This window comes from Cryobacterium sp. Hh38 (assembly GCF_004403235.1).
Taxonomy (GTDB): domain Bacteria; phylum Actinomycetota; class Actinomycetes; order Actinomycetales; family Microbacteriaceae; genus Cryobacterium; species Cryobacterium levicorallinum.
Window position 1 is genome coordinate 55168 of record NZ_SOHD01000003.1, and the last position, 20824, is coordinate 75991.

General features: G+C 65.9%; 18 protein-coding genes. All 18 read right to left on the reverse strand.

The window, feature by feature from the left end:
* Positions 1–349 precede the first annotated feature (349 nt).
* On the reverse strand, positions 350–1672 hold the full coding sequence (locus E3T41_RS18150) for a hypothetical protein (protein ID WP_194088207.1): 1323 nt from the start codon (positions 1670–1672) through the stop codon (positions 350–352).
* Between the two features lie 231 nt (positions 1673–1903).
* Entirely contained in the window at positions 1904–3373 is a 1470-nt protein-coding gene (locus E3T41_RS18155; RefSeq protein WP_194088208.1) for a hypothetical protein, read from the reverse strand.
* Between the two features lie 214 nt (positions 3374–3587).
* Entirely contained in the window at positions 3588–5099 is a 1512-nt protein-coding gene (gene der, locus E3T41_RS01765; protein ID WP_092452868.1) for a ribosome biogenesis GTPase Der, read from the reverse strand.
* On the reverse strand, positions 5096–5785 hold the full coding sequence (gene cmk / locus E3T41_RS01770) for a (d)CMP kinase (protein ID WP_134477045.1): 690 nt from the start codon (positions 5783–5785) through the stop codon (positions 5096–5098). Before cmk ends, der begins: the two co-directional genes overlap by 4 nt.
* A 3-nt stretch (positions 5786–5788) precedes the next feature.
* Positions 5789–6871, reverse strand: coding sequence for a prephenate dehydrogenase (locus E3T41_RS01775; protein WP_134477048.1), 1083 nt, complete (start codon positions 6869–6871; stop codon positions 5789–5791).
* Positions 6872–6898: 27 nt separating this feature from the next.
* Positions 6899–7708 (reverse strand): pseudouridine synthase, encoded by an 810-nt coding sequence (locus E3T41_RS01780; protein WP_134444525.1) that lies wholly within the window; start codon positions 7706–7708, stop codon positions 6899–6901.
* Between the two features lie 8 nt (positions 7709–7716).
* Entirely contained in the window at positions 7717–8394 is a 678-nt protein-coding gene (locus E3T41_RS01785) for an SMC-Scp complex subunit ScpB (RefSeq protein WP_134477050.1), read from the reverse strand.
* Positions 8384–9193 carry a ScpA family protein gene (locus E3T41_RS01790; protein WP_134444514.1) on the reverse strand — a complete coding sequence of 270 codons (810 nt, stop codon included), beginning with the start codon at positions 9191–9193 and terminating at the stop codon, positions 8384–8386. Before E3T41_RS01790 ends, E3T41_RS01785 begins: the two co-directional genes overlap by 11 nt.
* The gene (locus E3T41_RS01795) at positions 9177–10094 is read right to left on the reverse strand and encodes a ParA family protein (protein WP_092452854.1); all 918 of its coding nucleotides are present in this window, start codon (positions 10092–10094) and stop codon (positions 9177–9179) included. The genes E3T41_RS01790 and E3T41_RS01795 overlap by 17 nt, the downstream gene beginning before the upstream one ends.
* A 137-nt stretch (positions 10095–10231) precedes the next feature.
* A complete protein-coding gene (locus E3T41_RS01800; RefSeq protein ID WP_134477053.1) occupies positions 10232–11224 on the reverse strand; it encodes a site-specific tyrosine recombinase XerD in 993 nt (330 codons plus the stop codon).
* A 2-nt stretch (positions 11225–11226) separates the two neighbouring features.
* On the reverse strand, positions 11227–11859 hold the full coding sequence (locus tag E3T41_RS01805) for an NUDIX hydrolase (RefSeq protein WP_092452848.1): 633 nt from the start codon (positions 11857–11859) through the stop codon (positions 11227–11229).
* On the reverse strand, positions 11852–13549 hold the full coding sequence (locus E3T41_RS01810; protein WP_174775269.1) for a CTP synthase: 1698 nt from the start codon (positions 13547–13549) through the stop codon (positions 11852–11854). Before E3T41_RS01810 ends, E3T41_RS01805 begins: the two co-directional genes overlap by 8 nt.
* Positions 13550–13578: 29 nt before the next feature.
* The gene (gene recN / locus E3T41_RS01815; protein ID WP_092452845.1) at positions 13579–15300 is read right to left on the reverse strand and encodes a DNA repair protein RecN; all 1722 of its coding nucleotides are present in this window, start codon (positions 15298–15300) and stop codon (positions 13579–13581) included.
* A 4-nt stretch (positions 15301–15304) separates the two neighbouring features.
* Positions 15305–16225: an NAD kinase gene (locus tag E3T41_RS01820; RefSeq protein WP_092452842.1), complete on the reverse strand. Its 921-nt coding sequence runs from the start codon at positions 16223–16225 to the stop codon at positions 15305–15307.
* A 4-nt stretch (positions 16226–16229) separates the two neighbouring features.
* Complete coding sequence (locus E3T41_RS01825) at positions 16230–17030, reverse strand: TlyA family RNA methyltransferase (RefSeq protein ID WP_092452926.1); 801 nt, start codon at positions 17028–17030, stop codon at positions 16230–16232.
* A 104-nt stretch (positions 17031–17134) separates the two neighbouring features.
* Positions 17135–17284, reverse strand: a complete 150-nt coding sequence (locus E3T41_RS17755; protein ID WP_166787561.1) for a hypothetical protein — start codon at positions 17282–17284, stop codon at positions 17135–17137.
* A gap of 9 nt (positions 17285–17293) precedes the next feature.
* Positions 17294–18322, reverse strand: a complete 1029-nt coding sequence (locus E3T41_RS01830) for an HAD-IIA family hydrolase (RefSeq protein WP_092452839.1) — start codon at positions 18320–18322, stop codon at positions 17294–17296.
* The gene (locus E3T41_RS01835) at positions 18300–19382 is read right to left on the reverse strand and encodes a hypothetical protein (protein WP_370256886.1); all 1083 of its coding nucleotides are present in this window, start codon (positions 19380–19382) and stop codon (positions 18300–18302) included. Before E3T41_RS01835 ends, E3T41_RS01830 begins: the two co-directional genes overlap by 23 nt.
* Between the last annotated feature and the right edge of the window lie 1442 nt (positions 19383–20824).

Consider the following 20824-nt stretch of genomic DNA (forward strand, 5'->3'; position numbering starts at 1 on the left):
GGGCGCGTGGAGCAGGCACGATAACTGGGGGCGCGGGTGCTCGAAGGCTACCCGGTGGATGTGACGGCGAAGGCCACGGTGTCGGCGGCGGAGCTCTACCAAGGGTCACTCTCGCTGTTCGAGGCGGCCGGGTTCGAGGTGGTGTCGCGTTTGTCAGCGAGGCCCGCAGTGGTGCGGCTGGCCTGCGATGATCGGGCGGGACCAGGACCGGGTCCGCAGCGGCGCGGCGCCTGACTCGGCGCGCTGGACATGCAAAAAAGCGGGCCCCGCGTGCTGCGCACGTGGGGCCCGCCTGGTTTCCTGCGAGGGAATTCTTGGTGGGAGCTAGCTGGGTGGGGAGTACTGCGGCTTAGGCACCCTTGCGGATGGTGACGGCGGTGCCGTCGGTGAAGAAGTTGCGGGCGTGGTCGATGATGGTCGTGGTCGACGAGACGATACCGCAGTTGAAGTTGTCGGTGTCACGGCCGAACGTGTTGTCCTTGATGACGGTGCCGACCAGGGGGCCGTAGGTCTTCTGGGCGATGTTCACCGTGCAGTGTCCGCCGTCGGCGTAGTTGTTGGTGAAGCTGAAGTTGGAGACCTTTCCGCGGTCCTGCGTGACCTGCACGGCGGCGCTGTAAGCGCCTGTCAGACGGTTGCCGTTGACCTTGATGTTGTTGCCGACCTGAACCTGGATGCCGTCGTCGTGGCTGGGCGTTCCGCCGTGGTTCGGGTCCTGCGCGTAGTGTGCGTGGTCGTGGATCCAGGAGTTCTGCACGGTCACGTTGCTGCCGGTGATGTGGATGCCGTCGATCACGTTGTGAATGTTCAGGCGGGTCGCGGTGAGGTTATAACCGTAGATCCCGTGGTTATTGTTCGACATGACGGTGGGAAAGATTTCAGTGTCGGTCACGACCAGGTTACTGAAGCCACCCAGGTTGTTGATGAGTACGCCGGGCTTGTCGGCACGACCACGAATGATCGAGTTCTTGATCGTGACGTTGGCGGCGTTGATCTTGACCAGACCGCGAATATCGAGGCCGTTGAGCACGGTACCGGGGACGGTGACGGTGATGTCACCGTTGACGACCTTGAGCACGGTACCGGCGGGAACACCGGTATTTGTGCCGTTCAGCATAGTGCCGGTGGGCACCGTGGTCGGAGCCGGTGCCGGAGTGGGCGCAGGTACCGGGGCAGGTGCCGGAGCCGGGGCGGGTGCGGGAGCCAGGGCGGGTGCCGGAGCCGGGGTCGGTGCAGGAACGACCTTCTTGGTGTAGCCGACGACGGTCATCTCGACCTTGACGTTGGCGTCGCTGCTGGCGACGACAATGGTTCCGTCTGACTTGCTGGTGACCGGAACCGTGTAGGTGCGCTCGGGGCCATCACCGACCGGAGCGGTGAAGTAGTAGCGCTGCGTGTACTCCGGGCCGACCAGAACCTTGATGTCCGTGCGGGCGGCAGCGGTGGTATCGAACATGACGTCAACGGAAGCGGCGTCGGCCGGAATGGTACCGAGGTCGCTCGAGACCTTGCTACCGGCCGGCACGGCGACCGTGACGGTGTTGACGGCGGCGCTGGCCGGTACAACGGCGACGCCGCTGAACGCGACGGCGAAGGCGCCGGCCGCGGCAATGAGGGCGAGGCGGCGAGAAGGTCGAGGGGTAGAACGCGAAGCGAAAGCAGTGGAGGACATGGTTCACATTTCGTCTAGTGCACAGAATCAGGAGGTGCGAGTGAGAGGCTGTAGGAGGCCTTGTTGAGCAAGATGAGCATTACCCACAATGGGCAATGCTACAAGCGATCACATCACTTTCTCAGTTTCACCCCTCGTTCAGGGGTAGACACTTTGCAAAATTTGGACAGAAAAAAGCGGCCGGACCTGCGTTAACAGGTCCGGCCGCATCCGTTTAAGGATTTTTGAGAATTACCCCTTGGAAATTTTCACCGGGCTGCCGTCGGTGAAGTAGTTACGAGCGAAGTCGATCTTCGTCGAGGTCTGCGCGATGACAGCACAATTATTCAGACTGGTGTCGCGGCCGAACTCGTTGTCGGTGATCGTCGTACCCTGGAGAGGCCCATAGTCCTTTTCGGCGATATTCACGGTGCAGTGCCCGCCGTCAGCGTAGTTGTCCGTGTACGAGAAGTTGGCGACCCGTCCACGGTCCTGCGTGATCTGCACCGCAGCGCTGTACGCATCGGTCAGGCGATTGCCGGTGACGTTGATATTGTTGCCGACCTGGATTTGGATCGAGTCGTCGTGACTCGGCGTACCGCCGTGATTCGGGTCGTTCCGGTAGTGCAGGTTGTCGTGGATCCAGCTGTCCTTGATCACGACGTTGCTGCCGGTGACGTGGATTCCGTCGATGACATTGTTGATGTTCAACCGGGTCGCGGTGAAGTTGTAGCCGTAGATGCCCATGGCGTCGGGCGACGCGATGGAGGGGCGCAGCTCGGTATCGACAATCACGAGGTTGCTGAAGCCGCCGAGGTTATTGATCAGCGCCCCGATGCCGTTCAATTCGCGACCACGGATGATGGAGTTCTTAATGGTGACGTTCGCGGCCTCAATTTTGACCAGACCACGAATGTCGAGGCCATCGAGCACGGTGCCGGCCTTGGTGACAGTGATGTCATCGTTGTGCACGGTGAGCGCGGTACCGGCAGGAACGCCGGTGTTGGACTTACCGGGCATACCGCCACGCGAAGGGGTGGGCTCGGGAGCCGGCGTCGGCGTCGGAGTGGGAGTCGGCGTCGGAGTCGGCTCGGGAGTCGGAGTCGGCTCGGGGGCCGGGGTGGGCTCGGGAGTCGGCGTGGGCGACGGCTTCGGAGCTGGTGCCAGCACGGGACTGGGCGTTGGCGCGCGACCAGCCTCGCCGCGTTCGAAACCGACGAGGGCGAGATTCAGCGACACTGTCGAGGCGTTACTGCTCGCGGTGATCGTGCCGTCGGTCTTATCCGTCACGGGAACCGTGATGGTGGCCTTAGCGCTCGTGCCGGTCGGAGCGGTGAATGAATAGGTTTGGGTGTTCTCGGGGCCGACAGAAATTTCGACCTGGGTGGGCACTCCATCGTTCGATGTGGAGTATTCCACGTCGATGGAGCTCAGGCCGGTAGGTACATTGCCCAATCGGGTGGTGACACTTTCGCCGGCCGGGACAACGATGGACGGGCTCATCGAGTCGGCAGCGCTTCGGTCGGCACCGCTTCGGTCGGAGCCGCCTACTTCGGCGATAGCCGGAACAGCAGCGAGCCCCGAGAGGGCGATCGTCGAGGCGGCAAGTGCCGCCCAAACAGCCAATCGTCGAGCCCGGGGCGAGCTACTTACGGCGAGGTGTTGAGGGGTACCGGTTGAGTTGTGGTCGATTTTGGACGTGCGGGCTTCTTTATATGCCATGGGCTCGTTATGTATATTCCGGGTCGCGCACAAGTTCGGTACGTGCAGGTGGTCGGCTGTAGGGAGCCATTAGGGTAAGACTTGAGCTTGGCTCAGAATATCCGAAGACACAAATCGACCCGTAACATTCCAACTTCATAACGATGCCCGCCGGATACGAAAAATGCGGCCGGACCTGCGTAAACAGGCCCGACCGCATCCGTTCAAAAAAAAGTTAGCGTTTGCGCTTCTCGCGCACGCGCATGCTGAGGTTGATCGGGCTTCCCTCGAAGCCGTAGATCTCGCGCAGGCGACGCTGAATGTAGCGACGGTAGCCCGGGTCGAGGAACCCGGTGGTGAAGACCACGAACGTCGGCGGACGGCTCGAGGCCTGGGTGCCGAACAAGATACGCGGCTGCTTGCCGCTGCGCACGGGGTGCGGGTGGGCGGCGGCCAGCTCGGCCAGGAAGGCGTTGAACTTGCCGGTGGCGATGCGGGTGTCCCAGGATTCGAGCGCGAGCTCGAGGGCCGGAACCAGCTTCTCCATGTGGCGACCGGTCTTGGCGGAGATGTTCACGCGCGGCGCCCACGCCACGTGGGCAAGGTCCTGCTCGATTTCACGTTCGAGGTAGCGGCGACGGTCGTCGTCGATCTGGTCCCACTTATTGAAGGCGAGCACGAGCGCACGGCCCGACTCGATCACGAGGTCGATGACGCGCACGTCCTGCTCGCTGATGACCTCGGTCACGTCGAGCAGCACGACGGCGACCTCGGCCTTTTCGAGGGCGGCGCTGGTGCGCAGCGAGGCGTAGAAGTCGGCGCCCTGCGAGAGGTGAACACGGCGGCGGATGCCGGCGGTATCGACGAAGCGCCACACCTTACCGCCGAGTTCAACCTGCTCGTCCACCGGGTCACGGGTTGTGCCGGCAAGCTCGTTGACAACAACGCGCTCCTCCCCCACCACCTTGTTGAGCAGGCTGGACTTTCCGACGTTCGGGCGGCCGAGGATGGCCACGCGGCGCGGGCCGCCGACCTCCTGCTTGGCAACGTTGGAGATTTCGGGCAGAACGAGCAGGATCGCATCGAGCAGGTCGGCAACACCACGACCGTGCAGGGCGGAGACCGGCCAGGGCTGGCCGAGGCCGAGCGACCACAGGCTGGCCGCTTCGGGTTCCTGGCGCACGTCGTCGACCTTGTTGGCAATCAGGAAGACCGGCTTGCCGCTCTTGCGCAGCATGCGCACGACGGCCTCATCGGTCGAGGTCGGGCCCACGTTGGAGTCGACGACGAACATGACGAGGTCGGACAGGTCGATGGCGATCTCGGCCTGAGCGGCGACGGAAGCGTCGATGCCCTTCGCGTCTGGCTCCCAGCCGCCGGTGTCGACGAGGCTGAACTTGCGTTCGTGCCACTCGCCCTTGTAGGCGACCCGGTCTCGCGTGACACCGGGAGTGTCCTCCACAACGGCTTCGCGGCGGCCGAGGATTCGATTTACCAGCGCCGACTTGCCCACGTTCGGGCGGCCGACGATAGCGATCACCGGAACGGCGGGAAGGTACTGGATGGCGTCGGGGTCGTTCGTGACGGCCCGCAGTACGTCGAGGTCTTCCTCGTCGAGGTCGTAGTTGTCGAGGTCCGTGCGCAGCGCGGCGGAACGCCGGGTGGCGAGTTCCTCATCGAGATTGGCGAGTCGTTCCGCCAGCTCGGTATCGAGCGCTGTGCTCGTGTCGTCGTATTCGTTACTCATTCAAAAGTCCGCTTCGTGCGTGTGTGTATGACGTCGATGACCGCTTCAATGGTCTGCTCGAAGTCGAGATGGGTGGAGTCGACGGTTATCACACCGTCTGCTGCGCTCATGAAATCGACAACCTGTGAGTCAGCGCGATCACGCGATCGCAGCTGTTCTGCCACGGTTTCAGCCGACTGGGTCGTTATTTCCGCAGAGCGTCTAGTCATTCTAGCCTCCTCGGATGCCGTGAGTAGAATGCGCACCTCCGCCTCGGGGGCGACGATGGTCGTAATGTCGCGTCCTTCGACCACGACGCCGGGCCGATCCACGTTTGCAGCGAGGCTGCGAAACAACTCGGTGAGAGCACCCCGCACCTCGGGAACGCGGGCGACAGCGCTCACCGCTGCACTGACTTCCGGCGAGCGGATCGCGTCGGTCACGTCAGTCTCCCCCACCGTCACGAAATACTCGTCGGGGTCGGTACCGATCGAGTAGTCGAAGTCTTTCAGGAGCGCGGTGACGGCATCCGCTTGGCTGCTGTCGGTGTTGCGGTCGAGAGCCAGCCAGGCCAGCGCCCGGTAAACGGCGCCGGTGTCGAGGTAGGCGAAGCCGAGGCGGCGGGCGGCAGCACGGCTCACACTCGACTTGCCGCTGCCGGCCGGTCCGTCGATGGCGACGAGGGTGGGGAGGGCGTGACGTGCCATGCGTTAACCAGCAATCCGCCAGCCGCGGGCGGCCAGCTCTTCGGTGAGGCGAGTGACGGCCTCGGGCAGTACGGAGATTTCGGCTAGGCCGATTTGGGCGCCCGGCGAGTGTTCCAAGCGTAAGTCTTCGAGGTTAACTCCGAGGTCGCCGATGTCGTTGAGCAGGCGGGCGATCTGGCCTGGCTGGTCGTTGACCATGACCACCATCGAGGAGAAACGCCGGTCCTGGCCGTGTTTTCCGGGCAGTCGGGCCACTCCGGCGTTGCCCCCGCCGAGTTCTTCAGCGATCTGACGCTGCGCCCCCGGCTTGGCGGGGTCTTCTAGTGCATCGATGAACCGGTCGAGGTCGTCGCGGTAGGCCAGCAGCACATCGCGCACCGGGCCGGCATTGGCGCCGAGAATCTGCACCCACAAATCGGGGTCGCTCGCTGCGACGCGGGTCACGTCGCGCAGGCCCTGACCGGCGAGGTTCAGCGAGGAGTGCGCGGCACCGGTGAGGCGGCGGGCCATCAGGGTCGAGATGACCTGCGGGACGTGCGAGACCAGGGCGACGCCGAGATCATGTTCCTCGGGCGTCATCTCGACCAAAATAGCGCCGAGGTCGAGGATGAGGTCGTCAATGGCTCCCGCCTGCTGGTAGCTGATCGCGTCGTGTGCGGCAACGACCCAGGGACGGCCGATGAACAGGTCGGCGCGGCCGGAGAGCGGGCCGCCCTTCTCCCGACCGGCCAGCGGATGCGATCCGATGTAGCGGCTGATATCGGCGCCACGCTCGCGCAGCTCGGCCAGTGGGGCAAGCTTGACGCTTGCGACATCCGTCACGATCGCGCCGGGGTACGCCTGGAGTTCGCGGGCGACGATGTCGGCGGTGACGTCGGGCGGCACGCAGACCACGATCAACTGCGGCTCGTCGTCTGGCTGGGCGGCCCGGCCGGCGCCGTAATCGATCGCGATGCGCAGGTTGGTCGGCGAGGCATCGCTAAGGATCGTTTCGATCTTGCGGTTACGCAGGCCGAGGCCGACGCTGGTTCCGAGCAGACCGACGCCGACGATGCGCACCGGCCCGACGAGGCGGCTTTCAGCCATGGATTTCAGTCCTTAGTTCGCGCGGAGTTAGTTAGCATCAGGGCGCGCGCTCGGCGCCTGGCGGGACACTGTGAGCAGCTGGCCCAGTTCTTCGCGGGTGAGTTCCCGCACGGCGCCCTGCTGCAGGGTGCCGAGGTTCAGCGGCCCGAACTGGCGACGCACCAGATCAACCACGGGGTGACCGACGGCGTCGAGCATCCGTCGTACGATGCGGTTACGGCCGGAGTGCAGGGTCAGCTCGACCATGCTGTAGCCGCCGCCGGGAGGGCTCGTCAGAATGCGGGCCTTGTCAGCGTGAATGGGGCCGTCCTCGAGTTCGATGCCGCTCTGCAGCTGGCCGATGGTCTGCGGCGAGACGCGGCCCTCCACCTTGGCGATGTAGGTCTTGGAGACACCGAAGGAGGGGTGGGCGAGCACGTGGGCGAGGTCGCCGTCATTGGTGAGAATGAGCAGACCGCTGGTCTGGGCATCGAGCCGGCCCACGTTGAACAGGCGTTCATCGAACTGGTCGGTGAACTCGCGCAGGTCGGGGCGGCCGCTCTCGTCCTGCATGGAGGAGACGACGCCGACCGGCTTGTTGAGCATGAGGTACCGGCGGGTGGTGTCGAGCTGCACGGCCACGTTGTCGACGGCGACCTGGTCGGTTTCAGGGTGCACGCGGCGACCGAGCTCGGTGACGACCTTGCCGTTCACCCGCACGCGACCGGAGGTGATGAGATCTTCGGAGACGCGGCGGCTGGCGACGCCGGCCGAGGCCAGTACCTTTTGCAGGCGGACGCCGTCGGCGGCGGCCTCCGGGTTGAAGTTGGGGTCGCGGGGCGTCTGGTCCTGGGGGATGTTGTCGGTCAAAGCAGATCCTCGAATCCGTCGGTTCCGCCGTCAAGCAACGGCGATAGGTGGGGTAACTCGTCGAGCGAGTTGATTCCGAGCTGGGTAAGCAGCAAGTCTGTGGTGGCGTAGTTGATCGCGCCGGTTTCACTGTCGGTGAATGCCTCGGTGACCAGGCCGCGCCCGAGCAGGGTGCGCACGACGGAGTCGACGTTGACCGCCCGAATGCTCGCAACCTGGCCGCGGCTGATCGGCTGCTTGTAGGCGATCACGGCGAGCGTCTCAAGGGCCGCCTGGCTGAGCCGGCTGGGATTCTGCGTGAGCACGAAGTCGGTCACGAGTTCGTCGTGGGTGGCGCGCACGTAGATGCGCCAGCCGCCGGCGACCTCGCGCAGCTCAAAGCCGCGACGCACCGTTTGGGTACCGTCGGTGCTGCGCAGGCCGTCGAAATCGGCCACCAGCCGGGCAACGGATGCCGCCACCGCGGCGATGGGCCGCCCGACGGCGGTCGCGAGGTGTACGAGCCCCTGCGGTTCGTCAGCGACCATGAGCACGGCTTCGAGCTGGCGGTCGAGGGAGTGGTCTGCGGCGTTCTGGTCTTGGTCTTTTTCGCTGGCGGCCGGTGAAGCGGATGCTGCAGCATCCGTTTGCGGCGTGCGTGACCGGGTGTCGGTGGTCGGGTTTTCAATTGTCATAGTCGGCTCCGAGCGAGGCGAGGTTTTCGTCTGTCCAGGACTGGGTGCTCCAGCGCAGGGTGAGCTCACCGAGGGGCTCGATTTGGTCAAAGGAGACGGCACCATGGCGGTACAGCTCGAGCACCGCGAGAAAGCGGGCGATAACGACACCCTTCTCATCGGTGCCGGCGATGAGCGCACGAAACGAGACCGGCTCCCCCGGCTGCAGCATGGCGACGACGTAGGCGGCCTGCTCGCGGATGCTCACGAGCGGCGCGTGCAGGTGGTCGAGGCCCACACTGGGCAGCTCGCGCGGGGCGAGGGCGACGGCTGCCAGCGCGGCGAAGTCGGCGAGGGAGAGCGTCCAGACCAGCTCCGGGGTCTTCTGGCGGTACTTCTCTTCGAGGCGCACCGAGCGCACGTGTCGGCGGGTCTCAATCTCCAGCTGCCCGCTGAACCAGGTCGCGGCCTGCTTGAAGGCGCGGTACTGCAGCAGGCGGGCAAACAACAGGTCGCGGGCTTCGAGCAGGGCGACGTCTTCGGCGTCGACGAGTTCGCCCTGCGGAAGCAGTCCGGCCACCTTGAGATCCAGCAGTGTCGCGGCGACGACCAGAAATTCGGTGGCCTGGTCGAGTTCTTCCGCCGCGTCAAGGCCGCGCAGGTAGGAGATGAACTCGTCGGTGACTTGGCTGAGCGAGATCTCGGTGATGTCGAGTTCGTGCCGGGTGATCAGCTTCAACAGCAGGTCGAACGGACCCTCGAAAACGCCGAGGGCGACCGAAAACGCGGGCTTCTCAGCCGCGCTAGGCGACTGCGCCACGGTGGATCAATTCGCGGGCCACCTGCAGGTAGGCCTTGGCAGCCGCGTGCTCTGGCGCGAAGTCGGTGATGGGTACCCCGGCCACGCTCGCGTCGGGAAATTTGACGGTGCGGCCGATGACGGTTTCGAGCACGCTGTGACCGAAGGCGTCGACGACTCGCTCGAGTACCTCGCGAGAGTGCAGGGTACGGGAGTCGTACATGGTGGCGAGAATTCCGTCGAGTTCGATCGCCGGGTTGAGGCGGTCGCGCACCTTGTCGATGGTTTCGATGAGCAGGGCGACACCGCGCAGGGCGAAGAATTCGCACTCCAGTGGAATCAGCACGCCGTGGCTCGCGGTGAGCGCGTTCACGGTGAGAATGCCGAGCGACGGCTGGCAGTCGATGAGGATGACGTCATAGTCGCCGGACACCTTGCGCAACACGCGGGACAGAATCTGCTCACGGGCGACCTCGTTGACCAAGTGCACCTCGGCGGCAGAGAGGTCAATGTTGGCCGGGATAACGTCGAGTCCCTCAACCGAGGTCGGCTGGATAGCGTCTTTCGGGTCGACCTTGCCGTTGAGCAGCAGGTCGTAGATGGTGGTGACGTCGTGCGTGGGAACGCCGAGGCCGGCCGAAAGGGCGCCCTGCGGGTCGAAGTCGATCGCGAGCACGCGGCGGCCGTAGCGGGCCAGGGCGGCACCGAGGTTGATGGTCGTCGTGGTCTTGCCGACGCCACCCTTCTGGTTGCACAGGGAGATGATGCGGGCCGGACCGTGGCTTTTCAACGGCTCTGGTTCGGCGAATTCGTGTTTTTCGCGTCCCGTCGGGCCCACCGGTATCTCATCGAAACCGGGAAGCGAAATCCGCTCGCTCAACTTACGCGTCACTGGCCCGCCCTTGATTTGTCCTGCACCCATCATTTGGTCGATTCTAGCGATTAGATCGCCCGGTCTTCGCAAGGATCGCCGCGCACCCCCTGCCACTGCTCGCGAGAGCGCAAAAAGTGCCCATTTGGACTCGCCATACGGGCACTTTTTGCGCTCTCGCGCAATTATCAGCGGGCTCTTGGGTGGGAGAGGGTGTACATGTCGCGGAGGGTGTCTGCTGTCACCAGGGTGTAGATCTGGGTGGTGGCTACCGACGAATGGCCGAGCAGCTCCTGCACGACGCGCACGTCGGCGCCGCCGGCGAGCAGGTGCGTCGCGAAGGAATGCCGCAGGGTGTGCGGGGATACGGGCACGGTCAGTCCGGCGCGTTCGGCAGCCGCGCGAATGATGAGCCAGGCGTTTTGCCGACTCACTCGCTGCCCGCGCAGCCCGAGAAACAGTGCCGGCGTCGACCGCCCGCGCGCCGACAACATCGGCCGTGCCCGAACCAGGTAGTCAGAGACGGCGGCGCGGGCGAAGCTGCCAACCGGAACGATGCGCTGCTTGTCGCCCTTGCCGGTGAGCCGCACCGAGTCGAAGTCTTCGAGGCGCACGTCGTCGACGTTGAGATCGACCACCTCACTCACCCGCGCGCCGGTCGCGTAAAGCAATTCGAGCAGGGCCTTGTCGCGCAGGCGCTGCACATCGTCGCCGTCGGTCGCCGCGAGCAGCGCGGCCACCTGCTCGATCGAGATGGCCTTGGGCAGGCGCAGGGCGAGTTTGGGCGGCTTGCTGTCGTGCGCGACATCCGTTTCGACCAGGCCCTCACCGAGCAGAAACCGGTGGAATCCACGCACGGTCGAGAGGATGCGCGCGATCGATGCGGCGGTCAGCGGCGACTCCGGACGCAGGCCGAGGTATTGCACAAATGCCGACACGTGGTGCCGGGTGATGGCGCGCAGGTTCGTGATCGGGCGCGCCGGGGCGTCGGCAGCACCCGCACCCGCACCCGCACCCGCACCCGCAATGACAGCATCCCCGGCGTCAGAATCGGGCTGGCCGGCCAGCCACGCCGTGTACAGCCCGAGGTCGCGGCGGTAAGCAGCGACGGTGTTCGCGGCGAGACCGCGCTCGACCGCCACGTGCCGCAGATACCCATCTACCGCCGTGGCGATCGTCATGCCTAGGCTGTGACGTGCCGGTTGAGTGGATGCCGCGGCCACGGCAGGTCGGCCGGCGCGAGCGTGCTCCACCCGCGTGACTTGGCCACGTGCGCGGCCAGAATACCCACGATCAGGATCGGGTTCTCGACCCGCCGCGCCAGGACGGCGTCGACGCAGTCGTCGAGGGACACCCAGCGCAACTCGATATCGGCTTCTTCTTCGGTGCGTGCGAAGGCGGGAACCGCCGAGACGCCGCGCGCCAGGTAGACCCGGATGGCTTCATTGCTGCCGCCGGGCGAGGTGTAGAACTCGGTGAGCAGCGCCCAGTCGGAGGCGACGACATCCGCTTCTTCGGCGAGCTCGCGCTGGGCACCGATCAGGGCATGCTCGCCGCTCACGTCGAGCAGCCCGGCTGGCAGCTCCCAGCCGCGGAGGCCGGTCGGGTGCCGGTACTGCTTGATCAGCAATACCCGGTCGTGCTCGTCGAGGGCGAGCACGGCCACCGCGCCGGGGTGGTCGAGGTATTCGCGGGTGATGCTCGCGCCGTTGTACTCGAAGCTGTCGCGGCGCACGTTCCAGATGGCGCCGTCGAAGACGACCTCGCTCGCGGTCACCGTGACCGGAGCCACGTCATCCTGCAGTGGTTCAGGCACTGAGCTCTTCCTTCACCTCGAACAACCGGCTGGCCTGCTGGCGGTCGAGGGCTGCGGCGACCAGCCCGCGAAACAGCGGATGCGCATGGTTCGGCCTGGACCGCAGCTCCGGGTGGGCCTGGGTTCCGACGTAGAACGGGTGCTCGTCGCGCTTGAGCTCGACGTATTCGACCAGGTGGCGGTCCGGACTGGTTCCGGAGAACCACAGGCCGGCCAGGGCGATCTGGTCACGGAAGGCGTTGTTGACCTCGTAGCGGTGACGGTGACGTTCGGACGCCTCGTTCGCGCCGTACAGCTCGGCGACGAGGGACCCCTCGGCGAGCGTTGCCGGGTAGAGGCCGAGGCGCATGGTGCCACCGAGGTCGCCGCCGGCGATGATTTCGACCTGTTCTTCCATGGTCGCGATGACCGGAAACTCTGTTTCCGGGTCGAACTCGCTGGAGGAGGCGCCGGGCAGGTCGGCCTTGTTGCGAGCGTATTCGATGACCATGCACTGCAGGCCGAGGCACAGGCCGAGCACCGGGATGCCGTTTTCGCGGGCGAACTTGAGGGCGCCGAGCTTGCCCTCGATGCCGCGGATGCCGAAGCCGCCGGGCACGCAAATGCCGTCAAGTTCGCCGAGCAGACGCGCGGCTCCCTCGTCGGTCTCGCAATCGTCGGAGCCGATCCAGACGATCTTGACCTTGCTCTGGTTGGCGAATCCGCCGGCTCGCAGCGCCTCGGTGACCGAGAGGTAGGCATCCGGGAGGTCGATGTACTTGCCGACCAGACCGATCGTGACCTCGTGCTTGGGGTGGCGTACGGCTTCGAGCAGGTTCTCCCAGCCGGACCAGTCGACGACGTCGGCCACGAGGCCGAGGGCGTTGACGATGTATTTGTCAAGGCCCTGGTCGTGCAGCATGGTCGGGATCTCGTAAATCGACGCGACGTCGACGGCGTTGACCACGGCGTCTTCGTCAACGTCGCACATGAGCGCAATTTTGCGCTTGTTCGCCTCGGAGACGGGCCGGTCGCTGCGCAGCACGAGGGCGTCCGGCTGAATTCCAATGGAACGCAGTGTCGCGACGGAGTGCTGGGTGGGCTTGGTCTTCTGCTCGCCGGCCGCGCCGAGGAACGGAACGAGCGAGACGTGCACGAAGAAGACGTTGCCGCGGCCGAGTTCGTGGCGCACCTGACGGGCAGCCTCGAGGAACGGCTGGGACTCGATGTCACCAACGGTTCCACCGACCTCGGTGATGATGACATCGGGGCGCACCTCATCGCTCGCCTGCAAGCGCATGCGGCGTTTGATCTCGTCGGTGATGTGCGGAATGACCTGCACGGTGTCGCCGAGGTATTCGCCACGGCGTTCCTTGGCGATCACCTGCGAGTAGATCTGCCCGGTCGTCACGTTGGCCGACTGGCCGAGGTTGATGTCGAGAAAACGTTCGTAGTGCCCGATGTCGAGGTCGGTCTCTGCACCGTCGTCGGTCACGAAGACCTCGCCGTGCTGGAACGGGTTCATCGTTCCCGGGTCGACGTTGAGATACGGGTCAAGCTTCTGCATGACGACCCGCAGGCCGCGTGCCGTGAGTAGGTTTCCGAGGCTGGCCGCCGTCAAGCCCTTACCGAGCGAGGAGACCACACCCCCGGTCACGAAGATGTGCTTGGTTGTGCCGTTTGACCTGCTCGGTCCTGATCTGTCCGCAATTATATTTTCCACCACGGGCTTCAATGCTATCACCTGATTTTTGTCGCTGGCTGGGGCGGGGTGGACTGGGCGAGGTCGAGCAGTTCTCTGGCGTGTTCGAGACCGCTCTTCGAGTCGGGCAGACCCGACAGCAGGCGGGCCATTTCGGCGGCCCGATCCTCGCCGCGCAACTGGCGCACGCTCGAGGCGGTGACGGATCCGTCGCTGTCCTTGACCACGCTGAGGTGGTTCACGGCGAACGCGGCGACCTGGGCGAGGTGGGTGACCACGATCACCTGGGCGGTTTCGGCCAGGCGGGCCAGTCGCCGTCCGATTTCAATCGCGGCGGCGCCGCCGACGCCGGCGTCGATCTCGTCGAAGACGAAGGTGGGCACCGGGTCGGTCGCGTTGATGACGACCTCGATCGCGAGCATGACCCGAGACAGCTCGCCACCGGATGCCCCGCGTGCGAGCGATCGCGGCTCGGCCCCGGCGTGGGGCTGCAGCAGTAGGCGCACGAGGTCGCAGCCGGTGACGGTGAATTCGCCCCCCGGTTCGACCTCCACGTGGAGGACGGCGTCCGGCATTGCCAGTGCGCCGAGCTCGGCGGTGACCAGGGCACCGAGACGCACGGCTGCCGCTGCACGGAGCGCGGTGAGGGCGGTGGCAAGATCGGTGACCAGTAGATGGTCGGCATCCGTTTCAGCGGTGAGGGTTTCGATGCGGTCGGAGTCGGAGTCGAGCTCGAGCAGACGGGTGCTGCCGGTATCCAGAAATTCGATGGCCTCGTCGAGGCCACCGGGGTATTTACGGGCGAGGATGCTCAGTTCGGCGCGGCGTTCCTGCACGATTTCGAGTTCGCGGGCACCGTCGGCGTCGAGGCCGGCGAGGTAGCTGGAGAGTTCGGCGGCGATATCCGCGACGACGAAACCGACGTTGGCGATCGCGGTGACGAGCGGTGGCAGCGCCACATCGTGGGTGGCGACCCGGTCGAGGGCGCGCCGGGCGGTTTCGAGCAGCGCGACAACGTCGGGCAGGTCGTCGGGGTTATCTTCGGCGGAAATGAGCTGGCGGGCCTGTTCCCCGGCCAGGCGCAACTCTTCGAGGTTGCCGAGGCGTTCGGCCCGTTCACCGAGCTCGGCGTCTTCGCCGCGTTGCGGGGCGACCGTTTCAATCTCAGCGATGGCGGCCCGCAGGTCGTCGGCTTCGCGGGAGCGCAAATCCTGTTCGGTGACGAGCCGGTCCAGGTCGGTCTGGTTGGCCTCCCAGCGGTGGAAGGCGAGCTGGTAGTCGGCGAGCACTGCGGAGAGGTCGGGCCCGGCGAAGCGGTCGAGGGCGTCGCGCTGGGCGGCGGCGGAGCGCAGGCGCACCTGGTCGCTTTGGCCGTGCACGACGACGAGGTCGTTGCGCAGGTCGCCAAGTACGCTCGCCGGAGCGCCGCGTCCGCCGACCGTCGCCCGGCTGCGCCCTTCGCTCGAGACGGAGCGTCCGAGAATGAGTTCGGGGCCGTCGAGGTCTCCCCCGGCGTCGCGCACGCGTTCGGCGACGGGACCGCCGGGGTCGATGACCCAGCGGCCCTGCACGAAACTTTGCGGCTGGCCCTGCCGCACGGTGCCGGCATCCGCTCGATCGCCGAGTAGCAGGCCGAGCGCGGTGACCACCATGGTTTTTCCGGCGCCGGTTTCACCGGTGACGGCGGTGAATCCAGGCCCAAGCGGCAGCGTCGCCTCGGCGATGACGCCGAGGTCGCGAATGAACAGCTCGTCGATCATCGGATTACTCGCGGCCGACCGGGCCGCGCCAGCCGGTGACCGGCAGGTTGAATTTGTTGACCAGGCGGTCCGTGAACGGGCCGATGTGCAGGCGGGCCAGGCGCACCGGTACGCTCGAGCGGCGCACGATCACGCGGGCGCCGCTCGGAAGGTCCTGGGTACGGCGGCCATCGGCGCACAGCACGGCGCGGGCTCCGGTGCGGGAGAGCACCTCGACGGCCAGGGACGAATCGGGGCCGACGACGAGCGGCCGGGCGAACAGGGCGTGCGCGCTGAGCGGTACCAGCAGCAGCGCTTCAACGCCTGGCCAGACGATGGGGCCGCCGGCCGAGAACGAGTACGCGGTCGAGCCGGTCGGGGTGGAGAACACGACGCCATCGCAGCCGAACGACGATAGCGGACGGCCGTCAACCTCGACGACAACCTCGATCATGCGTTCGCGGCTGGCCTTTTCGACGGTGACTTCGTTCAGCGCCCAGGTTTCGTAGACAACCTCATTGGTGACCTTGACCCGCACCGACAGGGCGAGTCGTTCTTCGACCTCGTAGTCGCCCTTAAGGGCGCGGCGCACGGCCTCACCGAGGTCGTCCCGCTCGCTCTCGGCGAGAAAACCGACGTGGCCGAGATTGATACCGAGCAGCGGGGCCGAACAACCACGCACGAGTTCGGCCGAACGCAGAATGGTGCCGTCACCGCCGAGCACGATGACCAGCTCGAGGTCGGCGGTTGTCACGGTCTCGCCGAGAATGGCGATGTGCCCGTTGAGCTCCGGGCAGGCGGCGAGCAGGTCGGCGCGTTCGTCGCTGGCCAGCACCGGCACGGCGCCCGCGGCGAGAAGCTGCTTGCAGACCGTCGAGGCGGCTTCAACCGAGTCGAGGCGACCGGTATGGGCAACGATGAGAAAGTACCGCGGAGTGTCGCTCAACTCGTCACGCCCCCACCACGGTTTCGATCCGTTCCATCCATTCTGTCGGATTTGAGCCGGCCGTGGCGCTCATCCAGCACAGATACTCGTGATTTCCGGCCGCCCCGATGATGGGCGAGGCGATCACGCCGCAGGTTTTCAGGCCGAGGTCCCAGCCGGCCCACAGCACGCCGGCGATCGAGTCGCTGCGCAGGCCCTTGTCGTGCACGATGCCCTCCCGAATGCCGCCGCGGCCCACCTCGAACTGCGGCTTGATCAGCAGTACAAAGTCGGCGCCCTCTGCTGCCGTGGCCGCAAGGGCCGGCAGCACGGTCGTGAGGGAGATGAACGACAGGTCGGCCACGACGAGGTCGGGTCGGGTGTCGATTCCGGATGCCCCGGCGAGGGTTTCCGGTGTCGCATAGCGGATATTGTAGCCCTCGACCAGTTTCAGACGCGGCTCGGTCTTCAGTTGCGCTGCCAGCTGCCCATGGCCGACATCGGCCGCGATCACCTGGGCGGCGCCGCGTTCGAGCACCACCTGGCTGAAACCGCCGGTGCTCGCGCCGGCATCGAGCACGGTGCGCCCGGTGACGCTCAGGTTGAACGCGTCGAGGGCGGCGATGAGCTTGTGGGCACCGCGGCTGACGTAGTGGTCGGTCGCGGCCACCTCGAGAACAGCATCCGCTGACACTTTGGTGCTGGCCTTCACGACCGGCAGCCCGTCTACCGTGACGAGGCCGTCGGCGATGAGTTTGGCCGCGACGGTTCGGGAGCGCACCAGCCCTCGGTCCGCGAGGGCGGCGTCGAGGCGGGAGGCTGGCATCCGTTCTGGAACGCTGTCAGTGTCGTTCAACTCGTCGGGAAGGTCGGCGTCATTCTCAGGCATGGGTGCGTCTGGTTCCTGGTCGTTGGGTGTGCTGGTGCCGGTCATGCCTGGCCAGCCTGGTCGGCGTCTTCGAGCCGTTCGCGCAACTGCTCGTGCAGCTCCCCGAACGCCGCGGCGCGCGCCTCGAGCGGCTGGGTCTCGATCTTCGCCAGTTGCCCGGCGAGATCGACCGGTACGGGTTCGGGGCTCACAGCTCTAGGCTACTGCGCGAGATACAGTCGCTCCGGAACGTTGAGCCCGTAAATGGCCCGTCCCGACCGATAGATCGCAGCGCAGGCGGCGCGAAGCAGATTGATTGCGCCGTCACCGTCTTTCAGAATCTGAACGTCATTGCCGTGCACGCGCACGCTGGCCCCGTTGACCGTGGCGGTCGAGCCGTCCTTGGAGAACACGGTCTCCGGGTACGGTTCGTGCAGCTGCTGCAGGTTGTCAAGGATGAATGCTGGCTGCGAATCCTTGTCGGCGGCCAGGGCCTGCTTAGCCCGGTCGATGCCGGTCAGCACGAGCACGGCAGGAATGCCGGCCCGGTTCGCGCCGAGAATGTCGGTATCAAGGCGGTCGCCGATGAAGAGCGCGTTCTGCGCGCCAAACCGCCGAGTAGCTTCCAGAAAGATGGCCGCTTCGGGCTTACCGGCCACGAGTGGCAGCCGCCCGACCGCGGTGTGCACGGCCGAAACCAGCGTGCCGTTACCCGGAGCGATGCCGCGGGCGACCGGAATGGTCCAGTCCGTGTTGGTCGCGATCCACGGAATGCCCGTGCCCACACCGTCGGCGTTGAGCGCGAAGGCCGCTTCGGCGAGGTGCACCCAGCCAACCTCGGGCGAGAAGCCCTGGATCACAGCGGCCGGCTTGTCGTCGGCCGAGCGGGTCACCACAAATCCAGCTTTGATGACCTCGTCGACCAGACCGTCGCCACCGACCACGAGGATGCTCGCGCCGGGTGCGACCTGCTCGGCGAGCAGCCGAACGGCTGCCTGGGGGGAGGTGACGACATCCGTTGCCGCGACGCTCAGCCCAAGCTCGGTGAGGTGGTCGGCGACCGACTGATCGGTGCGCGAAGCGTTATTGGTGATGTAGCCAACGCGAATCGTCTCGGCGGCACGGTTCAGGCTCTCGACGGCGAACGGAATCGCCGCCGGGCCCGCGTACACCACACCGTCCAAGTCGGCCAGCAGAACGTCAACGCCGTCCAGCGGCGTCACCGACTCAGGCTTTCGGCGATGCAGCATTCGGCTCCGTCTCGTCGTCTGCGTCCGTAATTGAAACGGATGCCGCAGCGTCGGTTTCCGCCTCGTTGCCGATCTCAACGTCGGTTTCGGCGGTGTCCGCCGCTTCGTTGACGATGTCGTCGGCGTCGTCGGCGTCGGCAATCGGCGCGGCGACAGCGTTGAGCCCGGCTTCGGCAACGGCACGAGCCGCTTCGCCGGCGGCCACTCTGTCGTCTTCGTCGTCTTCGTCTCCGGCGTCGGCGGCGTCGGCGGCGAGGGCGGCGTCGTCGTCCTCTTCCATTTCCTCGATTTCGACGGTCTCGTCATCGTCACCGGAGGCCCCGATGGCAGCGTCGGCGCGGGAGGCCCGCTGAAGCCACTCGTCCGCTTCATCCTCGCGACCGAGTTCGCTCAGCACCTCAGCGTAGGCGGCGAACAGCTCGGGGCTGTAGGAAAAAGCCGTGTTCGGGTTGAGCTGCGAAATTTCGAGCTCGACCAGCGCGGCATCCGTTTCACCGAGGTCCAGCCGTGCGCCGGACATGGCGATGGCCAGGCCAACCTGCACGGACGGGGCCAGCGTGCTGCGATCGACCGAGCGGCCAAGCTCGAGGGCACGGTCGGGGCGGCCGACGCCACGTTCACTGTCGACCATGAGGGGAAGCTGGTCGTTCGAGCCGGAGATGCGACGGTAGGTGCGCAGTTCGCGCAGGGCCAGCGCGAAGTCACCGGTGGCATACGCGGTGATCGCGAGGCTTTCGCGCACAACACCGATACGGCCGGCCCGACGGGCGGCGCTCATCACATGCTGGTGAGCCAGCTGCGGGTTCTCGTCGATGACGCGGGCGGCCATCGCCAGGTGACGGCCGACGGTCTCGGCGTTCTCCTTGGTGAGGGTCTTGAGCTCGTTGCGGGCGATGCGGTCAAGGTCATTGGCCGAAATGTCGTCGGGAAGTTCCGGGTCGTCGTGACGCGGACGCACCGAACGCAGCTCGCGCTGCATGCGCTGCTCTTCGGTCATCTCCTCTTCAACGACGCGGGCATCGCGGTCGTTACGGGCCGGAGCGCCGTCGCGGGTCCACAACTTCTTGCCGGCATCGACGCGCGGAGCGCCGGCGCGGTTCGGCGAACCGCCGCGCTGGGTCCACGGCTTGCTGTCGTTGTCGCTTCTCGGCCGGTCGTTGCTGGGCCGGTCAGAGTTACCCCGGTACGGGGGACGCTCACCCTGAGCCGGACGATCGGAGTTACCCCGGTACGGAGCCCGGTCGTTCCCGCCGGAAGGACGCTCCGAATTGCCACGGAAGGGAGGTCGTTCCCCCTGGGCAGGACGATCCGAATTACCCCGATAAGGGGGACGCTCACCCTGCGCGGGACGATCAGAGTTACCCCGGTACGGAGCCCGGTCACCCTGCGCGGGACGGTCAGAGTTACCACGGTAGGGAGGACGCTCACCCTGCGCGGGGCGGTCAGAGTTACCCCGGTACGGAGCCCGGTCGTTCCCGCCGGAAGGACGCTCCGAATTGCCACGGTACGGGGGACGCTCCCCCTGGGCAGGACGGTCGGAGTTTCCCCGGTACGGAGCCCGGTCGTTCCCGCCGGAAGGCCGGTCAGAATTGCCACGGTAGGGGGGACGCTCACCCTGAGCCGGACGATCCGAATTACCCCGATACGGAGGTCGCTCACCCTGGGCAGGACGGTCAGAGTTACCACGGTAGGGAGGACGCTCACCCTGCGCGGGACGGTCAGAGTTACCACGGTAAGGGGGACGCTCACCCTGCGCGGGACGGTCAGAGTTACCACGGTAAGGGGGACGCTCACCCTGCGCGGGACGGTCAGAGTTACCACGGTAAGGAGCACGGTCGTTGCCGCCGTATGCAGGGCGATCGGAATTGCCGCGATAAGGAGGTCGCTCGCCACCCTGCTGCGGGCGGTCGGAGTTACCGCGGTACGGTGGCTTCGCGCCATCGCGTCCGCCGGCAGGTCGCCCATTCGAGGGTCGGCCGCTCTGGTTCGAACGACGGTCGTCCTGACCGTTGTTACGGGAATCGCCGTCGCGGGGTCCTGAAGGGCTCACTGTATCTCCTGTGTAATTAGTCCGGCATTTCGACAGACTTACTAAGCCTAATCCCTCACGCAAAATCGCGCTGAGAACCTCACCCAAGTGGATGCGGTTCCAACGTCAATCACGTGTCGGTCATGTGGGTGGGGCGTAGGGATTTTTGCAGGGTGACGAGTTCGAGTGTTTGAGCTGAGGCTCGAGTGTCCCGACGCCCCGCAAGAGTTCATGGTCGCGTCCCAGAAGCCGGCCCCGGTCGTGCCGATGGCGGTCGGGGCATGCTCGACCAACGGATGGGTGAGTGCGAAGCGGGACCGCTTGCGGTGTGGTGTTAACGAGAAACGGCCACCCTGGGGTGGCTCGTTAACGCAAAAAGGCCACCCTTTCGGGTGGCCTTTTTGTTTGTTTCTAAGTTAAGTCCGGCGGTGTCTTACTCTCCCACAGGGTCCCCCCTGCAGTACCATCAGCGC

Excerpts from the sequence above, each read along its gene's own strand:
- E3T41_RS18150 (WP_194088207.1), bottom strand. The coding sequence starts at position 1,672 with ATGTCCTCCACTGCTTTCGCTTCGCGTTCTACCCCTCGACCTTCTCGC.
- E3T41_RS18155 (WP_194088208.1), bottom strand. The coding sequence starts at position 3,373 with ATGGCATATAAAGAAGCCCGCACGTCCAAAATCGACCACAACTCAACC.
- der (WP_092452868.1), bottom strand. The coding sequence starts at position 5,099 with ATGAGTAACGAATACGACGACACGAGCACAGCGCTCGATACCGAGCTG.
- cmk (WP_134477045.1), bottom strand. The coding sequence starts at position 5,785 with ATGGCACGTCACGCCCTCCCCACCCTCGTCGCCATCGACGGACCGGCC.
- E3T41_RS01775 (WP_134477048.1), bottom strand. The coding sequence starts at position 6,871 with ATGGCTGAAAGCCGCCTCGTCGGGCCGGTGCGCATCGTCGGCGTCGGT.
- E3T41_RS01785 (WP_134477050.1), bottom strand. The coding sequence starts at position 8,394 with ATGACAATTGAAAACCCGACCACCGACACCCGGTCACGCACGCCGCAA.
- E3T41_RS01795 (WP_092452854.1), bottom strand. The coding sequence starts at position 10,094 with ATGGGTGCAGGACAAATCAAGGGCGGGCCAGTGACGCGTAAGTTGAGC.
- E3T41_RS01800 (WP_134477053.1), bottom strand. The coding sequence starts at position 11,224 with ATGACGATCGCCACGGCGGTAGATGGGTATCTGCGGCACGTGGCGGTC.
- recN (WP_092452845.1), bottom strand. The coding sequence starts at position 15,300 with ATGATCGACGAGCTGTTCATTCGCGACCTCGGCGTCATCGCCGAGGCG.
- E3T41_RS01825 (WP_092452926.1), bottom strand. The coding sequence starts at position 17,030 with ATGCCAGCCTCCCGCCTCGACGCCGCCCTCGCGGACCGAGGGCTGGTG.
- E3T41_RS01830 (WP_092452839.1), bottom strand. The coding sequence starts at position 18,322 with ATGCTGCATCGCCGAAAGCCTGAGTCGGTGACGCCGCTGGACGGCGTT.